At 67.4% G+C, this 15416-nt stretch carries 12 protein-coding genes and 1 pseudogene; 7 read left to right on the top strand and 6 right to left on the bottom strand.

Annotated elements, in window-relative coordinates:
* Window positions 1-106: 106 nt before the first annotated feature.
* The 3 genes and pseudogenes from ASC87_RS23370 to ASC87_RS23360 all read right to left on the bottom strand — a co-directional run.
* Window positions 107-427 (bottom strand): annotated as a pseudogene (locus ASC87_RS23370) (NADH:flavin oxidoreductase/NADH oxidase); the annotation flags it as partial.
* A 55-nt stretch (window positions 428-482) separates the two neighbouring features.
* Complete coding sequence (locus ASC87_RS23365) at window positions 483-1358, bottom strand: SDR family NAD(P)-dependent oxidoreductase (protein ID WP_235582263.1); 876 nt, start codon at window positions 1356-1358, stop codon at window positions 483-485.
* Window positions 1348-1725, bottom strand: coding sequence for a c-type cytochrome (locus ASC87_RS23360; protein WP_235582262.1), 378 nt, complete (start codon window positions 1723-1725; stop codon window positions 1348-1350). The genes ASC87_RS23365 and ASC87_RS23360 overlap by 11 nt, the downstream gene beginning before the upstream one ends.
* A 100-nt stretch (window positions 1726-1825) precedes the next feature.
* Between ASC87_RS23360 and ASC87_RS23355 the strand changes: the two genes are divergently transcribed.
* The 4 genes from ASC87_RS23355 (at window position 1826) to ASC87_RS31040 (ending at window position 6687) form a co-directional block, all read left to right on the top strand.
* The gene (locus ASC87_RS23355; RefSeq protein ID WP_056668286.1) at window positions 1826-2722 is read left to right on the top strand and encodes a LysR family transcriptional regulator; all 897 of its coding nucleotides are present in this window, start codon (window positions 1826-1828) and stop codon (window positions 2720-2722) included.
* Window positions 2723-2918: 196 nt separating this feature from the next.
* A complete protein-coding gene (locus ASC87_RS23350) occupies window positions 2919-3392 on the top strand; it encodes a (2Fe-2S)-binding protein (protein ID WP_056668283.1) in 474 nt (157 codons plus the stop codon).
* Window positions 3393-3401: 9 nt separating this feature from the next.
* Window positions 3402-5648, top strand: coding sequence for a xanthine dehydrogenase family protein molybdopterin-binding subunit (locus ASC87_RS23345; protein WP_056668280.1), 2247 nt, complete (start codon window positions 3402-3404; stop codon window positions 5646-5648).
* A 73-nt stretch (window positions 5649-5721) separates the two neighbouring features.
* Entirely contained in the window at window positions 5722-6687 is a 966-nt protein-coding gene (locus ASC87_RS31040) for a LysR family transcriptional regulator (RefSeq protein WP_082568884.1), read from the top strand.
* A 127-nt stretch (window positions 6688-6814) separates the two neighbouring features.
* Here the strand turns inward: ASC87_RS31040 and ASC87_RS23330 are convergent, their stop codons facing one another.
* A complete protein-coding gene (locus ASC87_RS23330) occupies window positions 6815-7861 on the bottom strand; it encodes an XdhC family protein (protein WP_056668272.1) in 1047 nt (348 codons plus the stop codon).
* A gap of 297 nt (window positions 7862-8158) precedes the next feature.
* Between ASC87_RS23330 and ASC87_RS23325 the strand changes: the two genes are divergently transcribed.
* Both ASC87_RS23325 and ASC87_RS23320 read left to right on the top strand, forming a co-directional pair.
* Window positions 8159-9319, top strand: coding sequence for a kelch repeat-containing protein (locus ASC87_RS23325; protein ID WP_162255200.1), 1161 nt, complete (start codon window positions 8159-8161; stop codon window positions 9317-9319).
* Window positions 9320-9490: 171 nt separating this feature from the next.
* The gene (locus tag ASC87_RS23320; RefSeq protein ID WP_056668270.1) at window positions 9491-10702 is read left to right on the top strand and encodes an MFS transporter; all 1212 of its coding nucleotides are present in this window, start codon (window positions 9491-9493) and stop codon (window positions 10700-10702) included.
* Here the strand turns inward: ASC87_RS23320 and ispF are convergent.
* Both ispF and ispD read right to left on the bottom strand, forming a co-directional pair.
* Window positions 10692-11189, bottom strand: coding sequence for a 2-C-methyl-D-erythritol 2,4-cyclodiphosphate synthase (gene ispF / locus ASC87_RS23315; protein ID WP_056668267.1), 498 nt, complete (start codon window positions 11187-11189; stop codon window positions 10692-10694). The genes ASC87_RS23320 and ispF overlap by 11 nt on opposite strands.
* The gene (gene ispD / locus ASC87_RS23310; protein ID WP_056668264.1) at window positions 11186-11881 is read right to left on the bottom strand and encodes a 2-C-methyl-D-erythritol 4-phosphate cytidylyltransferase; all 696 of its coding nucleotides are present in this window, start codon (window positions 11879-11881) and stop codon (window positions 11186-11188) included. Before ispD ends, ispF begins: the two co-directional genes overlap by 4 nt.
* Window positions 11882-11971: 90 nt before the next feature.
* On the opposite strand from ispD, the gene mfd reads away from it, so the two are divergent.
* Window positions 11972-15400, top strand: coding sequence for a transcription-repair coupling factor (mfd, locus tag ASC87_RS23305; protein ID WP_056668261.1), 3429 nt, complete (start codon window positions 11972-11974; stop codon window positions 15398-15400).
* Window positions 15401-15416: the final 16 nt, after the last annotated feature.

The following is a 15416-nucleotide window of genomic DNA, read 5'->3' as shown; positions in this document are numbered from 1 at the left end:
CCGGCGTGGTCGGCGTTGCGTCTTGTCTGTCATGCTCTTCTCGGTCTCGGGGGATACAAGCCCTCATCGACCTGTCCGATCAGATTGAACCACGACACGCGCAGCCAGCCTTGCGCCCGGCATGGCCGAGCTGGATGCCCGGCACCGCAGCGGCACCCGTGATGGCTCGCGCCACGGCGGCCAATCCCCGCACGTGTGCGTCGCTCCAGAGCCCGAGGTCTCCGGGTGTGATGCGGCCTTCGGGCGACACGGCGGTAGCCTCGACCATCACCAGGCCAGCACCGCCGCGCGCCAGGCTGGCGTAGTGCGGAAGATGCCAGTCGGTCACCAGGCCTTCCCGGGCCATGTACTGGCACATCGGCGAAGCTGCGATGCGGTTGCGAAGGGTGACACCCTTCAACGTGTAGCTGTCGAACAGTCCAGGCATCGAATACGTGTTCCGAGGTAAGGGGCTGAAGGCGCAGAAGCTCGGCAGGCCGCAGTCAGAAGTTGCCGACGGTCGACTTCGAGAGATCCTCGAAGGCGTGCACCGCCTTCAGTCGGGCTTGCACGGCCGGGGCAATCATCTCGATCGCGTCGCCTCCCGCCACGAACAGGCGTGGCGGTGACGCCATGCCGGTGAGCTTCACGAGCACTTCGCCGAGCTTGTCGGGGTCCCCCGGCTGGTGGCCTGCGTAGGGAGACCACATCTCCTGGGCGCTCACCTCGTTTGCCGCATAGTCCGCGATTCGATGGCTGGGCCACTTGACGTTGGCGGCGTCCAGCAGGTCCGTGCGGAAGAAGCCCGGCTCGACGGCGGTGACCTTGATGCCAAACTGCTCGACCTCGTCGGCGACTGCCAGCGAAAGGCCCTCGACGGCGAACTTGCTCGCACCATAGGCACTGCAGTGCTTCATCCCGACGACACCCGCCACGGAGCTCATGTTGATGATGTGGCCGGAGCGCTGCTTGCGCAAGACGGGCAACGCTGCCCGCATGACGTGGCTGACGCCCCAGAAGTTGGTTGCGAACTGGCGCTCGATCTCGTGTGTCGTCAGCTCCTCGAAGTTGCCGACCAGGCTGTAGCCGGCATTGTTCAGCACGACGTCGATCCTGCCAAACCTCGTCATCGCCTGCGCCACAGCCGTTGATGCCTGCGCCTCGTCGGAGACATCCAGGGGGAGGATCTCCAGGTTGTCGGCCGCCACGCCGCGAAGCGCGCTTCTCAGTTTCTCCACGTTCCTGCCGGTGGCTACGACGCGGTGACCGGCGCCCAGCGCGGCCTTCACGGCGCCGGCGCCAATGCCGCTGCCCGCTCCGGTGATGAACCAAACTTTGCTCATGATGTGTTCCTTGCGAATACTCTGACTACTTGGCACCGTCGACCAACCATTGCCCGAGCACCCGTGCGTCCGCCTCCGGAACCTGCATTTGCGGCGGCATCGGCATGGCGCCCCATTTCCCCGAACTGCCCGCCCTGATGCCGGCGGCGAGTTGTGCGGCCGCGCCTTGTCCTTCGCCGTACCTTGCGCGGATGTCTTTCCACGAGGGGCCTACGACCTTTGTCGCGGGCTGATGGCATGCGACGCACGCGTACTTCTGTGCGAGCGCCTGGCTGGCCGCGGCGCTCATCGGCCATGCAATGCCGCCACAGCTGACCAGCGCGGCTGCCAGCACGGCTCGCAGCGAGCGCCGACTGGTTGCGGCTCGTTGGATGCTGGCTTGCGTCTTCGTTGCTCTGTTCATTTTCTTCCTCGTCGGTCGGGCGTTGTGCGAACTCTATGAGGGGGAGAACGAAAGAAAAATAGGGCAATGCTGCATGACCTGTGAAGGTAAGCTTCAAGGTATGAAACTGAATCAACTGGACGGATTGATCGCGTTCTGGAAGGTCGCGGAGCATGGTGGATTCACCGCGGCCGCAGCGGACCTGGCGGTTTCACCCTCCGCATTGAGCCAAGCCATCCGGCATCTGGAGGCACGCCTGGGTGTGCGGCTCTTGAACCGCACCACGCGAAGCGTCAGCCTGACTGAAGCCGGCCAGGCCTACCTCTCACGCATCGGTCCGGCCCTCGGGCAAGTCATCGATGCGGGGGACGAACTGAATGTCCTTCAGGGGAAGCCCTCCGGCACTTTGCGCTTGAATGCGGCAAGGGCCTCCAGTGCGCTGGCCCTGCGCCCCTTCCTGGAAGGTTTTCTCCGAGAGAACCCGCATGTCCTGCTCGAGCTGACCAATGACGAGGGTTTTGTCGACATCGTCGAGAAAGGTTTCGACGCAGGCATCCGCTTTGGCGAGAGCGTTCATCGCGACATGGTCGCCGTTCCCATCGGAGGCCCCCTGACGGTCGCGGTGGTTGCGTCTCCGGAATACCTGAAGCGCGTGCCTGCTCCCCGGCATCCGGACGACCTCGTGCATCACAACTGCGTGCGGCTGCGATTCGCCACCACAGGCGCGATCTACAAGTGGGAATTCGACGTAGACGGCCGGCTGGTGGACTATGAGGTCGGCGGCAACATCATCATCACCGACACGACGTTCAGCCTGGACGTCGCACTCGAAGGCGTCGGATTGGCATACACGTTCGAGCAACTGGCGGAGCCCCACATCCGGGCCAAGCGCTTGAAGCGTGTACTGACCGAGTTCTCGCCAACGTTCTCCGGGTTCTACTTGTACTACCCCAGCAGGCACGACCAGCCTTCGAAGCTGAAGGCGTTGATCGAGTACGTCGGCCGGCATGCGTCTTGATCGAACGGCGCGGCGGGTTGAGTCGAGGCGCGCATCTTGAAGAAGACCTTCATACGGTCATAAGCATTGATGCCTTTTTCTTCTTCGTCAGCGTACCTACAGTCGCGGTCGCTGGCGCAAGACAACGCCTGACACCCCCACGCCGATCCATCGGGCACCCCTCGCCCGTCCACTGTTCGCGGAGAACCGACCCACCATGAGCAAGCTCAACATCAACGGCCGCGATCACACTGTCGACACCGACCCCTCCACGCCGATCCTCTGGGCGCTGCGCGACACGCTGGGCATGACGGGCACCAAGTTCGGGTGCGGCGCGGCCCTGTGCGGCGCCTGCACGGTGCACATGAACGGCCAGGCGATCCGCTCCTGCGTGACGCCCATCTCCGCGGCGGCCGGCCAGAAGATCACCACCATCGAAGCCGTCACCGGCGGCACCGACAAGGTCGGCAAGGCGGTGCACGAAGCCTGGGTCAAGCATGACGTCGCGCAGTGCGGCTACTGCCAGAGCGGCCAGATCATGTCGGCCACTGCCTTCCTGAAGTCCGTCCCGCGCGGCAAGCTGCCGACCGAGGCCGAGATCGATGCGGCCATGGCCGGCAACATCTGCCGGTGCGGCACCTACGCCCGCATCCGCGCCGCGGTGGCCGATGCCGCCAGAACCCTCGCCTAAGGAACCACCATGTCGCGCAACATCGAATACCGGGAACTGCCGCTCGCCTTGCAGCACATGCTGGACCGGGAGCAATCCGGCCAAGCCACCACCCTGCCGCGCCGCAGTTTCCTGAAACTGGCCGGCGCAGGAGGGTTCGCGCTCGGCGCCTTTCCCCACCTGGCAATGGCGCAGGCCAACGGCGCGGGCGAGTCGGCCGGCGGCCTCAAGCCGACCCAACAGCCCTCGGCCTTCGTGCAGATCGCACCCAACGGCGAGGTCACCGTGACGATCAACAGGCTGGAGATGGGCCAGGGTGTGCAGACCGCATTGCCGATGATCCTGGCCGAGGAACTCGATGCGGACTGGAAGCTGGTGCGCAGCCAGCATGGCTCGAGCGACGCCGCCTATGTCGACCCGGCGTTCGGCATGCACCTGACCGGCGGTTCCAACTCGGTCAAGAACAGCTACACGCAGTACCGCGAGCTGGGCGCGCGCGCGCGGGCCATGCTGCTGGCCGCGGCGGCGGCGCGCTGGAATGTGGACGCATCCACCTTGCGCACCCGGGCCGGTACGGTGCTGGGCGCGGGCGGCCGCAAGCTGGGTTACGGCGAGCTGGCCGAGGCCGCCATGGCCTTGCCCGTGCCCGAGAAGGTCACGCTGAAGGATCCGAAGGACTTCCGCATCATCGGGCGGCCCACCGGCCGCCTGGACGCCCGGGCCAAGAGCAGCGGACGGCAGAACTTCGGCATCGACGTCCGCCTGCCCGGGCAGCTGACTGCCGTGGTGGCCCGTCCGCCAGTGTTCGGTGCAAGGCTGACCTCCGTGGACGACGCTGCGGCACGCGCCATCAAGGGCGTGAAGGCCGTGCTGCGCGTGCCGCTGGACCGCGGGGCCGAAGGCATCGCGGTGATTGCCGACGGCTACTGGCCGGCCAAGCAGGGGCGCGACGCGCTGAAGCTGCAATGGGACACGGCAAATTTGGAGAAAGTCGACAGCGACAAGCAGCTCGCACAGTACCGCGAGTTGGCCGGCCGCCCCGGGCCGCACCATTTCGAAGCCGACATGGCCCCACTGGCCAACGCGCCACGGCAACTGGAAGCCGAGTTCGTCTTCCCCTACCTGGCCCACGCGGCCATGGAACCGCTCAACTGCACCGTCGCGATCACGGACGGGCACGCGGAAATATGGACGGGCTCGCAGTCGCCCGGCATGGACGGTGCCGCGGTCGCGCGCGTGCTGGGCCTCAAGCCCGAGCAGGTGAAGGTGAACGTGCAGATGGGCGGCGGGGGTTTTGGCCGGCGTTTCTCAGCCACCAGTGACTTCGTGGTCGAGGCCTGCGAGATCGCCAAGGCGGCGGGGGCTGCCGGCCTGAAGGTGCCGGTACGAACGCTGTGGAGCCGCGAGGACGACATGAAAGGCGGCTACTACCGCCCGATGCACCTGCATCGCGCGCGCATCGGGTTCGACGACACGGGCAAGGTGCTGGCCTGGGACCACGTCATCGTCGGCCAGTCGATCCTCGCTGGCTCCGTGTTCGAGAAGTTCCAGGTGAAGAATGGCATCGACGCGTCCGCAGTCGAAGGCATGCGGGAGCCCTACCCGCTGCCGATGCGCCTGACCGTGCACCATCCCACGCTCAACGTGCCGGTGCTGTGGTGGCGCAGCGTGGGTTCCACCCATACCGCGTTCGTGATGGAGACATTGATCGACGAGATTGCCCGCGCCACGAAGCAGGACCCGGTGGCCTACCGCATGAAGCTGTGGGGCGACAAGCACCCGCGCCACCGCGCAGCGCTACAGCTGGCCGTGGACAAGAGCGGCTACGGCAAGAAGCAGCTCCCCGCCGGCCGCGCCTGGGGCGTGGCGGTGCACGAATCTTTTTCGACCGTCGTTGCCTACGTGGTCGAGGCTTCGATCAAGGAAAACAGTCCCGTGCTGCACCGGGTGACGGCGGGTGTGCACTGCAACCTGGCGGTGAACCCGCGCACCATCGAGGCCCAGGCGCAAGGCGCAGCCGTGATGGGGCTGTCGATGTGCCTGCCGGGTGCGGCGATCACGTTGAAGGACGGCGTGGTGGAACAGAGCAACTTTGGCGACTTCGCCGTGCCGCGCATCACCGACATGCCGCAGTTCGCCGTGCACGTCGTGCCCAGCGCCGATGCGCCCACGGGCATGGGCGAGCCGGGCCTGCCGCCGCTGGCGCCCGCGTTCGCGAACGCGGTGGCGGCGTTGACCGGAAAACCGTTGCGTGAGATGCCGTTCAAGCTCTCCTGAACCTGGGTGAATGGAAGCCCGCGCCATGACCGTGCGCGCGGGCTTCGACAACACAGGCAGGTAGAAACTCCCGATGGACACACAGCATCTGCGAACGTTCATCGAGGTCGTGCGCCAGGGTAGTTTTGCCGCAGCGGCTCGGCGGCTGGATCTCGCCTGCTCGCAGGTAACCCGCGCCGTGGCAGCCCTGGAAGCCGAACTCGGCGCGCGCCTCATGCACCGGACCACCCGGAAGTTGACATTGACCGAGTCAGGGGCTGCCTACTTCCGACGTGTCAGCGAACTGATGGATGAGCTCGACGAAGCATCGGACGATGTGCGTGCCAGTACGGGTGAAACTCGCGGGCTGGTCCGGCTGACCGCCTCGATGGCGCTCGGGCAAAAGCTCGTCTTGCCTCTCTTGGGCAAACTTCACGCGCGGCATCCCGGTCTTCACCTGGACCTCCACTTCACGGACACGGTCGTCGACCTGATTGGCCAGCAAGTGGACATCGCCCTGCGGCAGAGTCACACCGTTGATGGGTCCCTGATCGGTGTCCGGCTCGGTCCGCTTCGCTCTCGCGTGTGCGCGAGCCCCGAATACATCGCACGGCATGGCCGACCCAAGGCGCCAGCCGAGTTGACCCATCGCGACTGCTTGCGCTTCGCGCTGCCTGGCGTCCAAAGCGCCTGGTCGTTCAAGGAAGGCGGCATCGCTGACGCGGCAATCGAGGTGGTCCCGATCGGCGGTTGGCTGGCAGCGTCATCGGCCCTGTCGCTGCTCGAGGCGGCGCAGGGCGGACTCGGGCCGGTGTTGCTGGCAGACTGGCTGGTCGATCCCGACATCGCAGCAGGTCGCCTTGTCGACCTGTTTCCGCAGCACGAAGCCACGTCGACCAGCTTTGACAACGGTGTCTGGCTGCTGTTCCCGTCGCGCGAGCATCTGCCACGGCGCGTGCGCGTCGTGGTCGATTTCCTGCGCGAGGAACTGCCGGCGCTCATCGGGGATTCGAAGGGGCCGCCGTTCGTGGCGGCGTCCCACGGTTCATTCACCCGCTGAGGCCTGCCCGCGCGAGGCGCCCAAGGAGGCTCTTCATGACAAGTTTCTGTTGGGTTGCGGATGGAAGAGAAAAGCGAACCGCGCGTCGAGCGGCACGGTTCTTCACCCGCGATGCGTTCGCTGGGCGTCAGATCGCGCAGCCGGCGATCGTCCCGACTTCGAGGTGTGGCGCTTGATGCCGCGTCTTGCCATCGGCAATCCTCGTCGGCGCATCCAGCTCGACACCGTTCTTCATGGCCACCACTTCGGCCATGATCGACAGCGCGATCTCAGCGGGCGTCTTGCTCCCGATGAACAGGCCCGCCGGCCCGTGCAGGGCCTGCAGCGCCGGTTCGGAGAGATCGAAGTGATCGCGCAGCCGCTCTCGCCGCTGCGCAGAATTGCGGCGTGAACCAATGGCACCGACGTAGAAGGCATCGGACTGCAAGGCATCGATCAGCGCCAGGTCATCGAGTTTCGGGTCATGCGTCAAGGCCACCACCGCGGTACGAGCGTCCGGCTTCAGCCGCAGGATCAGGTCGTCGGGCATCTCGCGGCTCACCACCACGCCGTCCAGGCTCCAACCGGTGCGGTGCTCCTCACGCGGATCGCAGACGATCACCTCGAACCCCAGGCTCAAGGCCATCTGGCACAGGTAGCGCGAGAGGTCGCCGGCTCCGATCACGATGAGTCGAACTCGCGGCCCGAGGTAGGTCGTCAGATGCGTTTCGGTGAGTTGCGGGACGCCGTCGCGCTGGCCTTCGCGCAACACCGCCCTGCCGGTGCGCAAGTCCAGCGTTCGCTCGGTACTGCGCCGCTGCAAGCAGGCGTCGAGCAAGGCTCCCAGCTGGCTGTCTGCCGACACAGGTTCCAGCACCAGTTCCACCGTTCCACCGCAGGGCAGGCCGAAGCGGTGGGCCTGGTCGGCGGAGATGCCGTAGCGCAGCGTCGTGGGCAAGAGCGTCGCGCAGACCTCCTTCACGCCGCCTTCCTTGATGCGCTGGATGAGGTCGTCCTCGATGCAGCCGCCGGAGACGGAGCCGACCGTCTCGCCCCGCCCGTTGATCGCCATCAGCGAACCCGGCGGCCGCGGCGAGGAACCCCAGGTCCGCGCGACGGTGACGAGCACCACGGGCAGCCCATGCAAGTGCCAGCTCAGCGCAGCGCGCAAGACCAGGGTGTCGAGATCTTCCATGGCTCAGGTCAGGTCGAAAGGGTCGGTTCTCGCAGGGGTGGGCAGATTGGCGAAGATGTTCAGAAGATGCCTTCAGGTCTTCCCGATGGCGCTGAATGTAGGCAGCCGAACTGAAAAGAAAAATGCCCAAACGCTGCATGCGGTATGAAGAAAATCTTCACAGTACGAAACTCGCCCGGCGCACGGCCTGCGCTCACGGGTTTCGCCCGGGTCAAGCCCCGGCGGGCCTTCTAGGGATTGGCGAATGGGGGCTGGGCCTTCCACTATCCGGGTCCCTTCACCCTGCGAATCCATCACGTGAACAAGCACAAGGCACCCTCACTGCGTCAGTTCATCCGGTTCTCCCTCCATTCGCTGTCCCTGGCCGTGGCCGTCGCCGCCTGCGGCCCGGCGCTCGCCCAGGGAACCTGGCAACGCCTCGCCACGCAAGGCAACGGCCCGTCGGTGCGTTCGACGCCCGTGGCCGTCGCGGTGCAACAATCGATCTATGTGTTCGGCGGGGTCAAGGACGACTTCAGCACCGGCCAGAACGAGTTCCATGCGGACCTGTACCGCTTCGACGCCATCACGTCGCGCTGGACGGCGCTGGCCCCGGCAGGCGCCACGCCGCCGGCGCGGGCCTTCGCCGCCGGGGTTGACGTGCCGCAGCGGCAATGGGTCGTGGTGTTCGGCGGTGCCAGCTACGGGGCCGACTTCTCCAACATGACCTTCCACGGCGACCTGTGGGCCTATGACATCCGCGCGAACCAGTGGTTGCAGCTCCAGCCCGTGAACGCCGGTCCGTCGGGGCGCTCGGGACCGGCCGTGTGGCGGGTGAACGATCAGCTGTATGTGTTCGGCGGCATCAACAACGCCAGCGGGGCCTATGGTGCACTCAACGACCTGTGGCGGTATGACTTGCGCGCCAACCGCTGGGAGCAGCTCAGCGGCCAGAACCAGGCGGGTTCGCCGGTCACCCGGCACGAGGCCACCCTTGGCGGGAGCTCGGCGTTCGCGGGTCAGTTGACCTTGTACGGTGGCGATACCACGACGCCGGAGGGCGGCTTTACCCATCTCAACGACACGTGGCAGTACGACCTGCACACCCGGCAGTGGCGCAACATCACGCCCGCCACCGGCAACATCACGCCGTCGCGCATCTCCGGCGCCAGCGCGAAGATCGGCCATTCGCTCTACCTGGCCGGAGGCGACGCGCCCGGCGGCAGCTCGGAATGCGGCGCGTCCTTCCCGCAGAATCCCACCAACGAGTTGTGGCGGTTCGACCTGGTGCGCCACACGTGGTCGCAGGTGACGGCCGGCGGCGACACCTTCCCCGCCATCAAGCGAACCAGTGCCGCCGAGGTCAACGGGCGCATGTTCGTCTTCGCGGGCTGGGCCTTCGCCTGCACGAATGGGCAGGGAGGCCAGACCTGGAATCCGGACGTGTACGTCTACGCGCCCACATCCCACGCCCACTGACGTTCACCGTCGTGCCACGCCGGCCCCATCCTGCCCAGGATGGGGCCGGCACGAGCGGCGTGCTCCCGCGCGCCCTCACCCTGCCGTGGACACGACAGATCGATCAAGCAGTACACGCCGCGGCCTGAACGGTACGATGCGCCAGCGTCCACCCCGCCGAAAGAGCCCTTCGTGCCTCCCAGATCGATCGCACCGCCACGCCTGCCCGGCTCCACCTACCTGCTGACGCTGGCGCAGGCCATCCACCTGACGTGCGCGGTGATCTCGGTGACCGTGGCCGCCGTCGTGGGCACGGCATTGGCGCCGTCGCAGGCGCTGGGCACCATCCCCTACGGCATCCAGTTCGCCGCGATGATGCTGTGCACGTACCCCGCCTCGATGCTGATGCGCCGGTGGGGCCGGCGGCGGGTGTTTTCGCTGGGCGCCCTCCTCCTGGTCGCCTCCGGCGTGTCGGGCTACCTCGCTGCGCAACACGGCAGCTTCGGCGCGTTGACCGCAGCCCATGCGCTGCTGGGCGCGTTCATGGCCTGCGCCGGGTTCTACCGTTTCGCCGCGGTGGACCATGTCGCGGCGGCGCTCAAGGCACGCGCCATCTCGCTGGTGGTCGCCGGGGGTGTGCTGGCCGCCCTCGCCGGGCCGGCGCTGGCCAGCACGTTGCGCAGCGTCGCGGGTTTCGCCGATTTCTCGCTGTGTTACGCCACGTTGAGCGTGATGGGGGTGGCCACCCTCGGCCTGATGGCGCTGTGGCGTGAGCCGGCCCCCTCGCCGCAGTCGGCTGCCGCAGCACCGGCCTCGCAGGCCGGTTCGGGCTGGACACTGCCCGTGTTCACCGCCATCTTCTGCTCGGCCGGGGCGTACCTGATGATGAACCTGCTGATGGTGCAGTCGTCGCTGGTCATGAAGGACATCTGCTCCTTCTCCGCGTCGTCCCGGGCCATCCAGGCGCACGTGCTGGCCATGTTCCTCCCGTCGTTCGTCACCGGACCGCTCATCGCACGCATCGGCCTGCGTGCCACGCTGGTGACCGGGTTCGTGCTGCTGCTGTGCGCGGCAGCCGCGGGCACGCTGGTCGTCGCCTACGAACCCATCGTGGGCGGCCTGGTGCTGCTGGGCCTCGGCTGGAACTTCGTGTACGTGGGCGGCGGCGCGCTGCTGGCCCGGCACGTGAGCGACAGCTCGCGGCACCGCTGGCAGGGCCTGAACGACACGGCGATCGCGGCCTGCGCCACGCTGGGTGCCTTCCTGCCGGCCCCGCTGCTCAGCGGGGTGGGCTGGAACGTCACGAACATCCTGCTGATGCCGATGTGCGCGGCCGGCATCGTGCTGTGCTGGAAAGCCCTGCCCCGCGCCAGCAACGGAATGGGCGCCGCCGTCAGGGCTTGAACAGGAGGCAGACGGCCCGCGTCTCGATGGACTCGAGGCGCCCCACCGGCCCCATCTTTTCCGCCGTCTTCGCCTTCACGTTGACCTGGTCGAGCGCGATGCCCATCGCGGTGCTCAGGCGCTGGCGCATGGGCTGGATGTGAGGCGCCATCTTCGGCGCCTGGGCCACGATCGTGCTGTCCACGTTGGCGATGTGCCAGCCCGCGGTGCGCACGCGCCGGGCCGCCTCGGTGAGCAGCGCGATGGAGTCGGCGCCGTGGAACTGCGGGTCGGTGTCGGGGAAATGGCGGCCGATGTCGCCCAGCGCCGCGCCGCCCAGCAGCGCGTCGGTGATGGCGTGGCACAGCGCGTCGGCGTCGGAATGCCCCAGCAGGCCGTGGGTGTGCGGGATCTCGATGCCACCGAGGATCAGCTTGCGCCCCTCGACGAGCGCGTGGGTGTCCCATCCTTCTCCCACGCGGAATTTGGGAACGGGGGGCTTGATCATGGTCGGGTCCTCAGCAGTCGTTCGGCCAGCGCGAAGTCGGCGGGCCAGGTGATCTTGAAATTCTCGAGCGAACCGGGCACGAGCAGCGGGCGCCGGCCGGTCGCCTCGATGGCGCTGGCCTCGTCGGTGATGTGGCCCGTGGCGCCCTCCAGTGCCGACAGCAGCAGCCCGAGCCGGAACATCTGCGGTGTCTGCGCCTGCCACATGCCGGCGCGGTCCACCGTCTCGCCCACGCGGCCGTCACCTTCGCGCTTGAGGGTGTCGGGCACGGGCAGCGCGAGCAGGCCGCCCACGTCGTCGGGCAGGCAGGCGTCGATCAGCGCGTCGATCCATTCGGGCCGCACCAGGCAGCGTGCCGCGTCGTGCACGAGCACCCAGTCGTCGGCGCGGGCGCCCCGCGCGAGCAGGTCGCGCAGGCCCTGCGTCACGGTATCGGCCCGCGTGGCACCCCCCCCACGCGACACCCACCCGGCAAAACCCGGCGCCTGGGCCTCGAACGAGGTGTCGTCGGGGCTCAGCACCACGAGCACGGCCTTCAGGCGGGCAACCTGCCCCAGCGCGTCGAGCGTGTGGGCCACGAGGCTGCGGCCGGCCACCGGTGCGTACTGCTTCGGCCCACCGGCGCCCGCACGCTGGCCCACACCGGCGCACGGCACCACGGCATACAAATCAGGGGGAATGTGTTTGGTCATCGGAACGTCTTTGATGCCGGAATTCTATAATTCGCGGTTTCGCGCCCCGGGGCTCACGGCCCACCGGGGCGTTCTGCCTTGTCGACGCGCATGCTCCTGCCCACACTCGCCCCAGGTAAACGGTTCACGCTGCCCCGCTCCGTCGGCTCGTCCGACGCACTGCTGCTGGCACGCTTCGCCCAATCGCAACTGGCCGCCGGGCGGCTCACGGCCGTCTTCACGGCCGAACCTGCGGACACGCAGCGCCTGGAGGACGAACTCGCCTTTTTTGCGCCCGAACTGCGCGTGGCCGTGTTCCCCGACTGGGAAACGCTGCCGTACGACACGTTCTCGCCCCACCAGGACCTGATCTCCGAGCGCCTCGCCACGCTGTGGCGCATCCAGCAGCGCGAGGTGGACCTGGTGCTGATGCCGGCATCCACCGCGCTCGTGCGCCTGGCTCCGCCCAGCTTCCTCGCCGCGTACACCTTCCACTTCAAGCAGAAGGAAAAACTCGACGAGGCCGCGTTGAAGGCGCAGCTCACGCTGGCCGGCTACACGCATGTGAGCCAGGTGGTGTCCCCCGGCGAGTACGCGGTGCGCGGCGGGTTGATCGACCTGTTCCCGATGGGCTCGCTGGTGCCGTACCGCGTGGACCTGTTCGGCGACGAGGTGGACAGCATCCGCACGTTCGACCCCGACAGCCAGCGCAGCCTGTACCCGGTGCCCGAGGTGCGGCTGCTGCCGGGCCGCGAGTTCCCGATGGACGACGACGCCCGCACGGCCTTCCGCGCCCGCTGGCGCGAGCGCATGGAAGGCGACCCCACGAAGGTGCGGCTGTACAAGGACATCGGCACCGGCATCGCCACCGCCGGCATCGAGTACTACCTGCCGCTGTTCTTCGATGCCACGGCCTCCATCTTCGAGTTCCTGGGCGAGGCCGCGGCCTTGGTGCTGCACGGCGAGATCGACGAATCGCTCAAGCGCTTCTGGACCGACACCCGCGAGCGCCACCGCTTCCTGCAGCACGACAAGGAACGCCCCCTCCTGCCGCCGGAAGACCTGTTCCTGCGCACGGAGGAATTCTTCACGCTGGCCAACGCACACCCCGTGCTGGCCGTGCGCGGACTGGAACCCGTCGACTGGGCCCGCCCGCTGCCCGACCTGAGCGTGGACCGCGGCGCACCCGAACCCCTCAAGCGCCTGCAGCAGCACCTGGCCGACACGAAACACCGCGTGCTGATCGTGGCCGAAAGCTCGGGGCGCCGCGAGAGCCTGCTGGAACTGCTGCGTGACAGCCGCATCGAGCCGCCCAGCGTCGAGGGGCTGGTCTCCTTCGAAAGCGGCACCGAGAAGTTCGCGATCGCCGTCGCACCCCTTGCCGAAGGGTTCTTCTGGACAGAACCGGGCATCCAGTTCGTCACCGAGACCGAGCTGTTCGCCACCACGCCCACCACACGCCGGCGGCGCAAGCAGGAGCAGGTCAGCGACGTCAACGCGCTGATCAAGGACCTGTCCGAGCTGAAGGTGGGTGACCCGGTGGTCCACTCGAACCACGGCATCGGCCGCTACGTGGGGCTGATGAACATCGACCTCGGCGACGGCCCGAGCGAGTTCCTGCACCTCGAGTACGCCGACAAGGCCACGCTGTACGTGCCGGTGGCGCAGCTGCACCTGATCAGCCGCTACACCGGCGTGAGCGCCGAGGAAGCGCCGCTGCACCGGCTGGGGTCGGGCCAGTGGGACAAGGCCCGCCGCAAGGCCGCCGAGCAGGTGCGCGACACCGCCGCCGAGCTGCTGAACCTGTATGCCCGCCGCGCCGCGCGCGAGGGGTACGCCTTCCGGTTCACGCCCCACGACTACGAGGCCTTTGCATCGAGCTTCGGTTTCGAGGAAACGCCGGACCAGAAGGCGGCCATCCACGCCGTGATCCAGGACATGATCTCGCCGAAACCGATGGACCGCCTCGTGTGCGGCGACGTGGGCTTCGGCAAGACCGAGGTGGCGCTGCGCGCCGCCTTCGTGGCGGTCAACGCGGGCAAGCAGGTGGCCATCCTCGCGCCCACCACGCTGCTGGCCGAGCAGCACTTCCAGAACATCTCGGACCGCTTCGGCAAGTGGCCGGTCAAGGTGGCCGAGCTCTCGCGGTTCCGCTCGGCCAAGGAAATCAAGCTGGCCCTCGAAGGCATCGAGGACGGCACCATCGACATCGTGGTGGGCACGCACAAGCTCATCAGCCAGAGCGTGAAGTTCATGCGCCTCGGGCTGCTCATCATCGACGAGGAACACCGTTTCGGCGTGCGCCACAAGGAAGCGGTCAAGGCCATGCGCGCCGAGGTGGACGTGCTGACCCTCACCGCCACCCCGATCCCGCGCACGCTGGGCATGGCCCTCGAGGGCCTGCGCGACCTGAGCGTGATCGCCACCGCGCCACAGCGGCGCCTGGCCATCAAGACCTTCGTGCGCTCCGAGAGCAGCGGCACCATCCGTGAAGCCGTGTTGCGCGAGCTCAAGCGTGGTGGCCAGGTGTACTTCCTGCACAACGAGGTGGAGACCATCGGCAACCGGCTGCAGAAGCTGCAGGAGCTGGTTCCCGAGGCACGCATCGCCATCGCGCACGGCCAGATGCCCGAGCGCGAGCTGGAACACGTGATGCGCGACTTCGTGGCCCAGCGTCACAACGTGCTGCTGTGCTCCACCATCATCGAGACCGGCATCGACGTGCCGAGCGCGAACACCATCGTGATCGCCCGGGCCGACAAGTTCGGCCTGGCGCAGCTGCACCAGCTGCGCGGCCGCGTGGGCCGGTCCCACCACCAGGCCTACGCCTACCTGCTCGTACCCGACGTCGAAGGCCTCACGAAACAGGCGTCGCAGCGGCTCGAAGCCATCCAGAACATGGAGGAGCTGGGCTCCGGCTTCTACCTTGCGATGCACGACCTGGAGATCCGCGGCGCCGGCGAGGTGCTCGGCGACAACCAGAGCGGCAACATGATGGAGGTGGGCTTCCAGCTCTACAACGAGATGCTGTCCGAGGCCGTGCGGTCGCTGAAGGCGGGGCGAGAACCCGACCTGCTGTCGCCGCTGTCGGTCACCACCGAGATCAACCTGCACGCACCAGCCCTGCTGCCGAACGACTACTGCGGCGACGTGCACACGCGCCTGAGCCTCTACAAGCGCCTCGCGTCGGCCGAAAAGGCCGACCAAATCGACGCGATGCTGGAGGAGATCACCGACCGCTTCGGCAAGCTGCCGCCGCAGGGCCAGACGCTCTTCGACGTGCACCGCCTGCGTGTGCTGGCCAAGCCGTACGGGGTGGTCAAGATCGACGCCGCCCCCGCGCTGATGGTGTTGAACTTCCGCCCCAACCCGCCCATCGATGCCATCCGCATCATCGAGCTGGTGCAGAAGAACCGCCACATCAAGCTCGCCGGCAACGACAAGCTGCGCATCGAACGCGCCACCACCGACCCGAAGGACCGGGCCCAGCTCGTGCGCGACGTGTTGCGCCAGCTCGGCACGCCCAAGGCCGAATCCTGACCCCCCTGCCCTATCC

The organism is Rhizobacter sp. Root1221 (assembly GCF_001425785.1).
GTDB lineage: Bacteria > Pseudomonadota > Gammaproteobacteria > Burkholderiales > Burkholderiaceae_C > Rhizobacter.
This window is presented reverse-complemented; position numbering and strand designations above follow the sequence as displayed.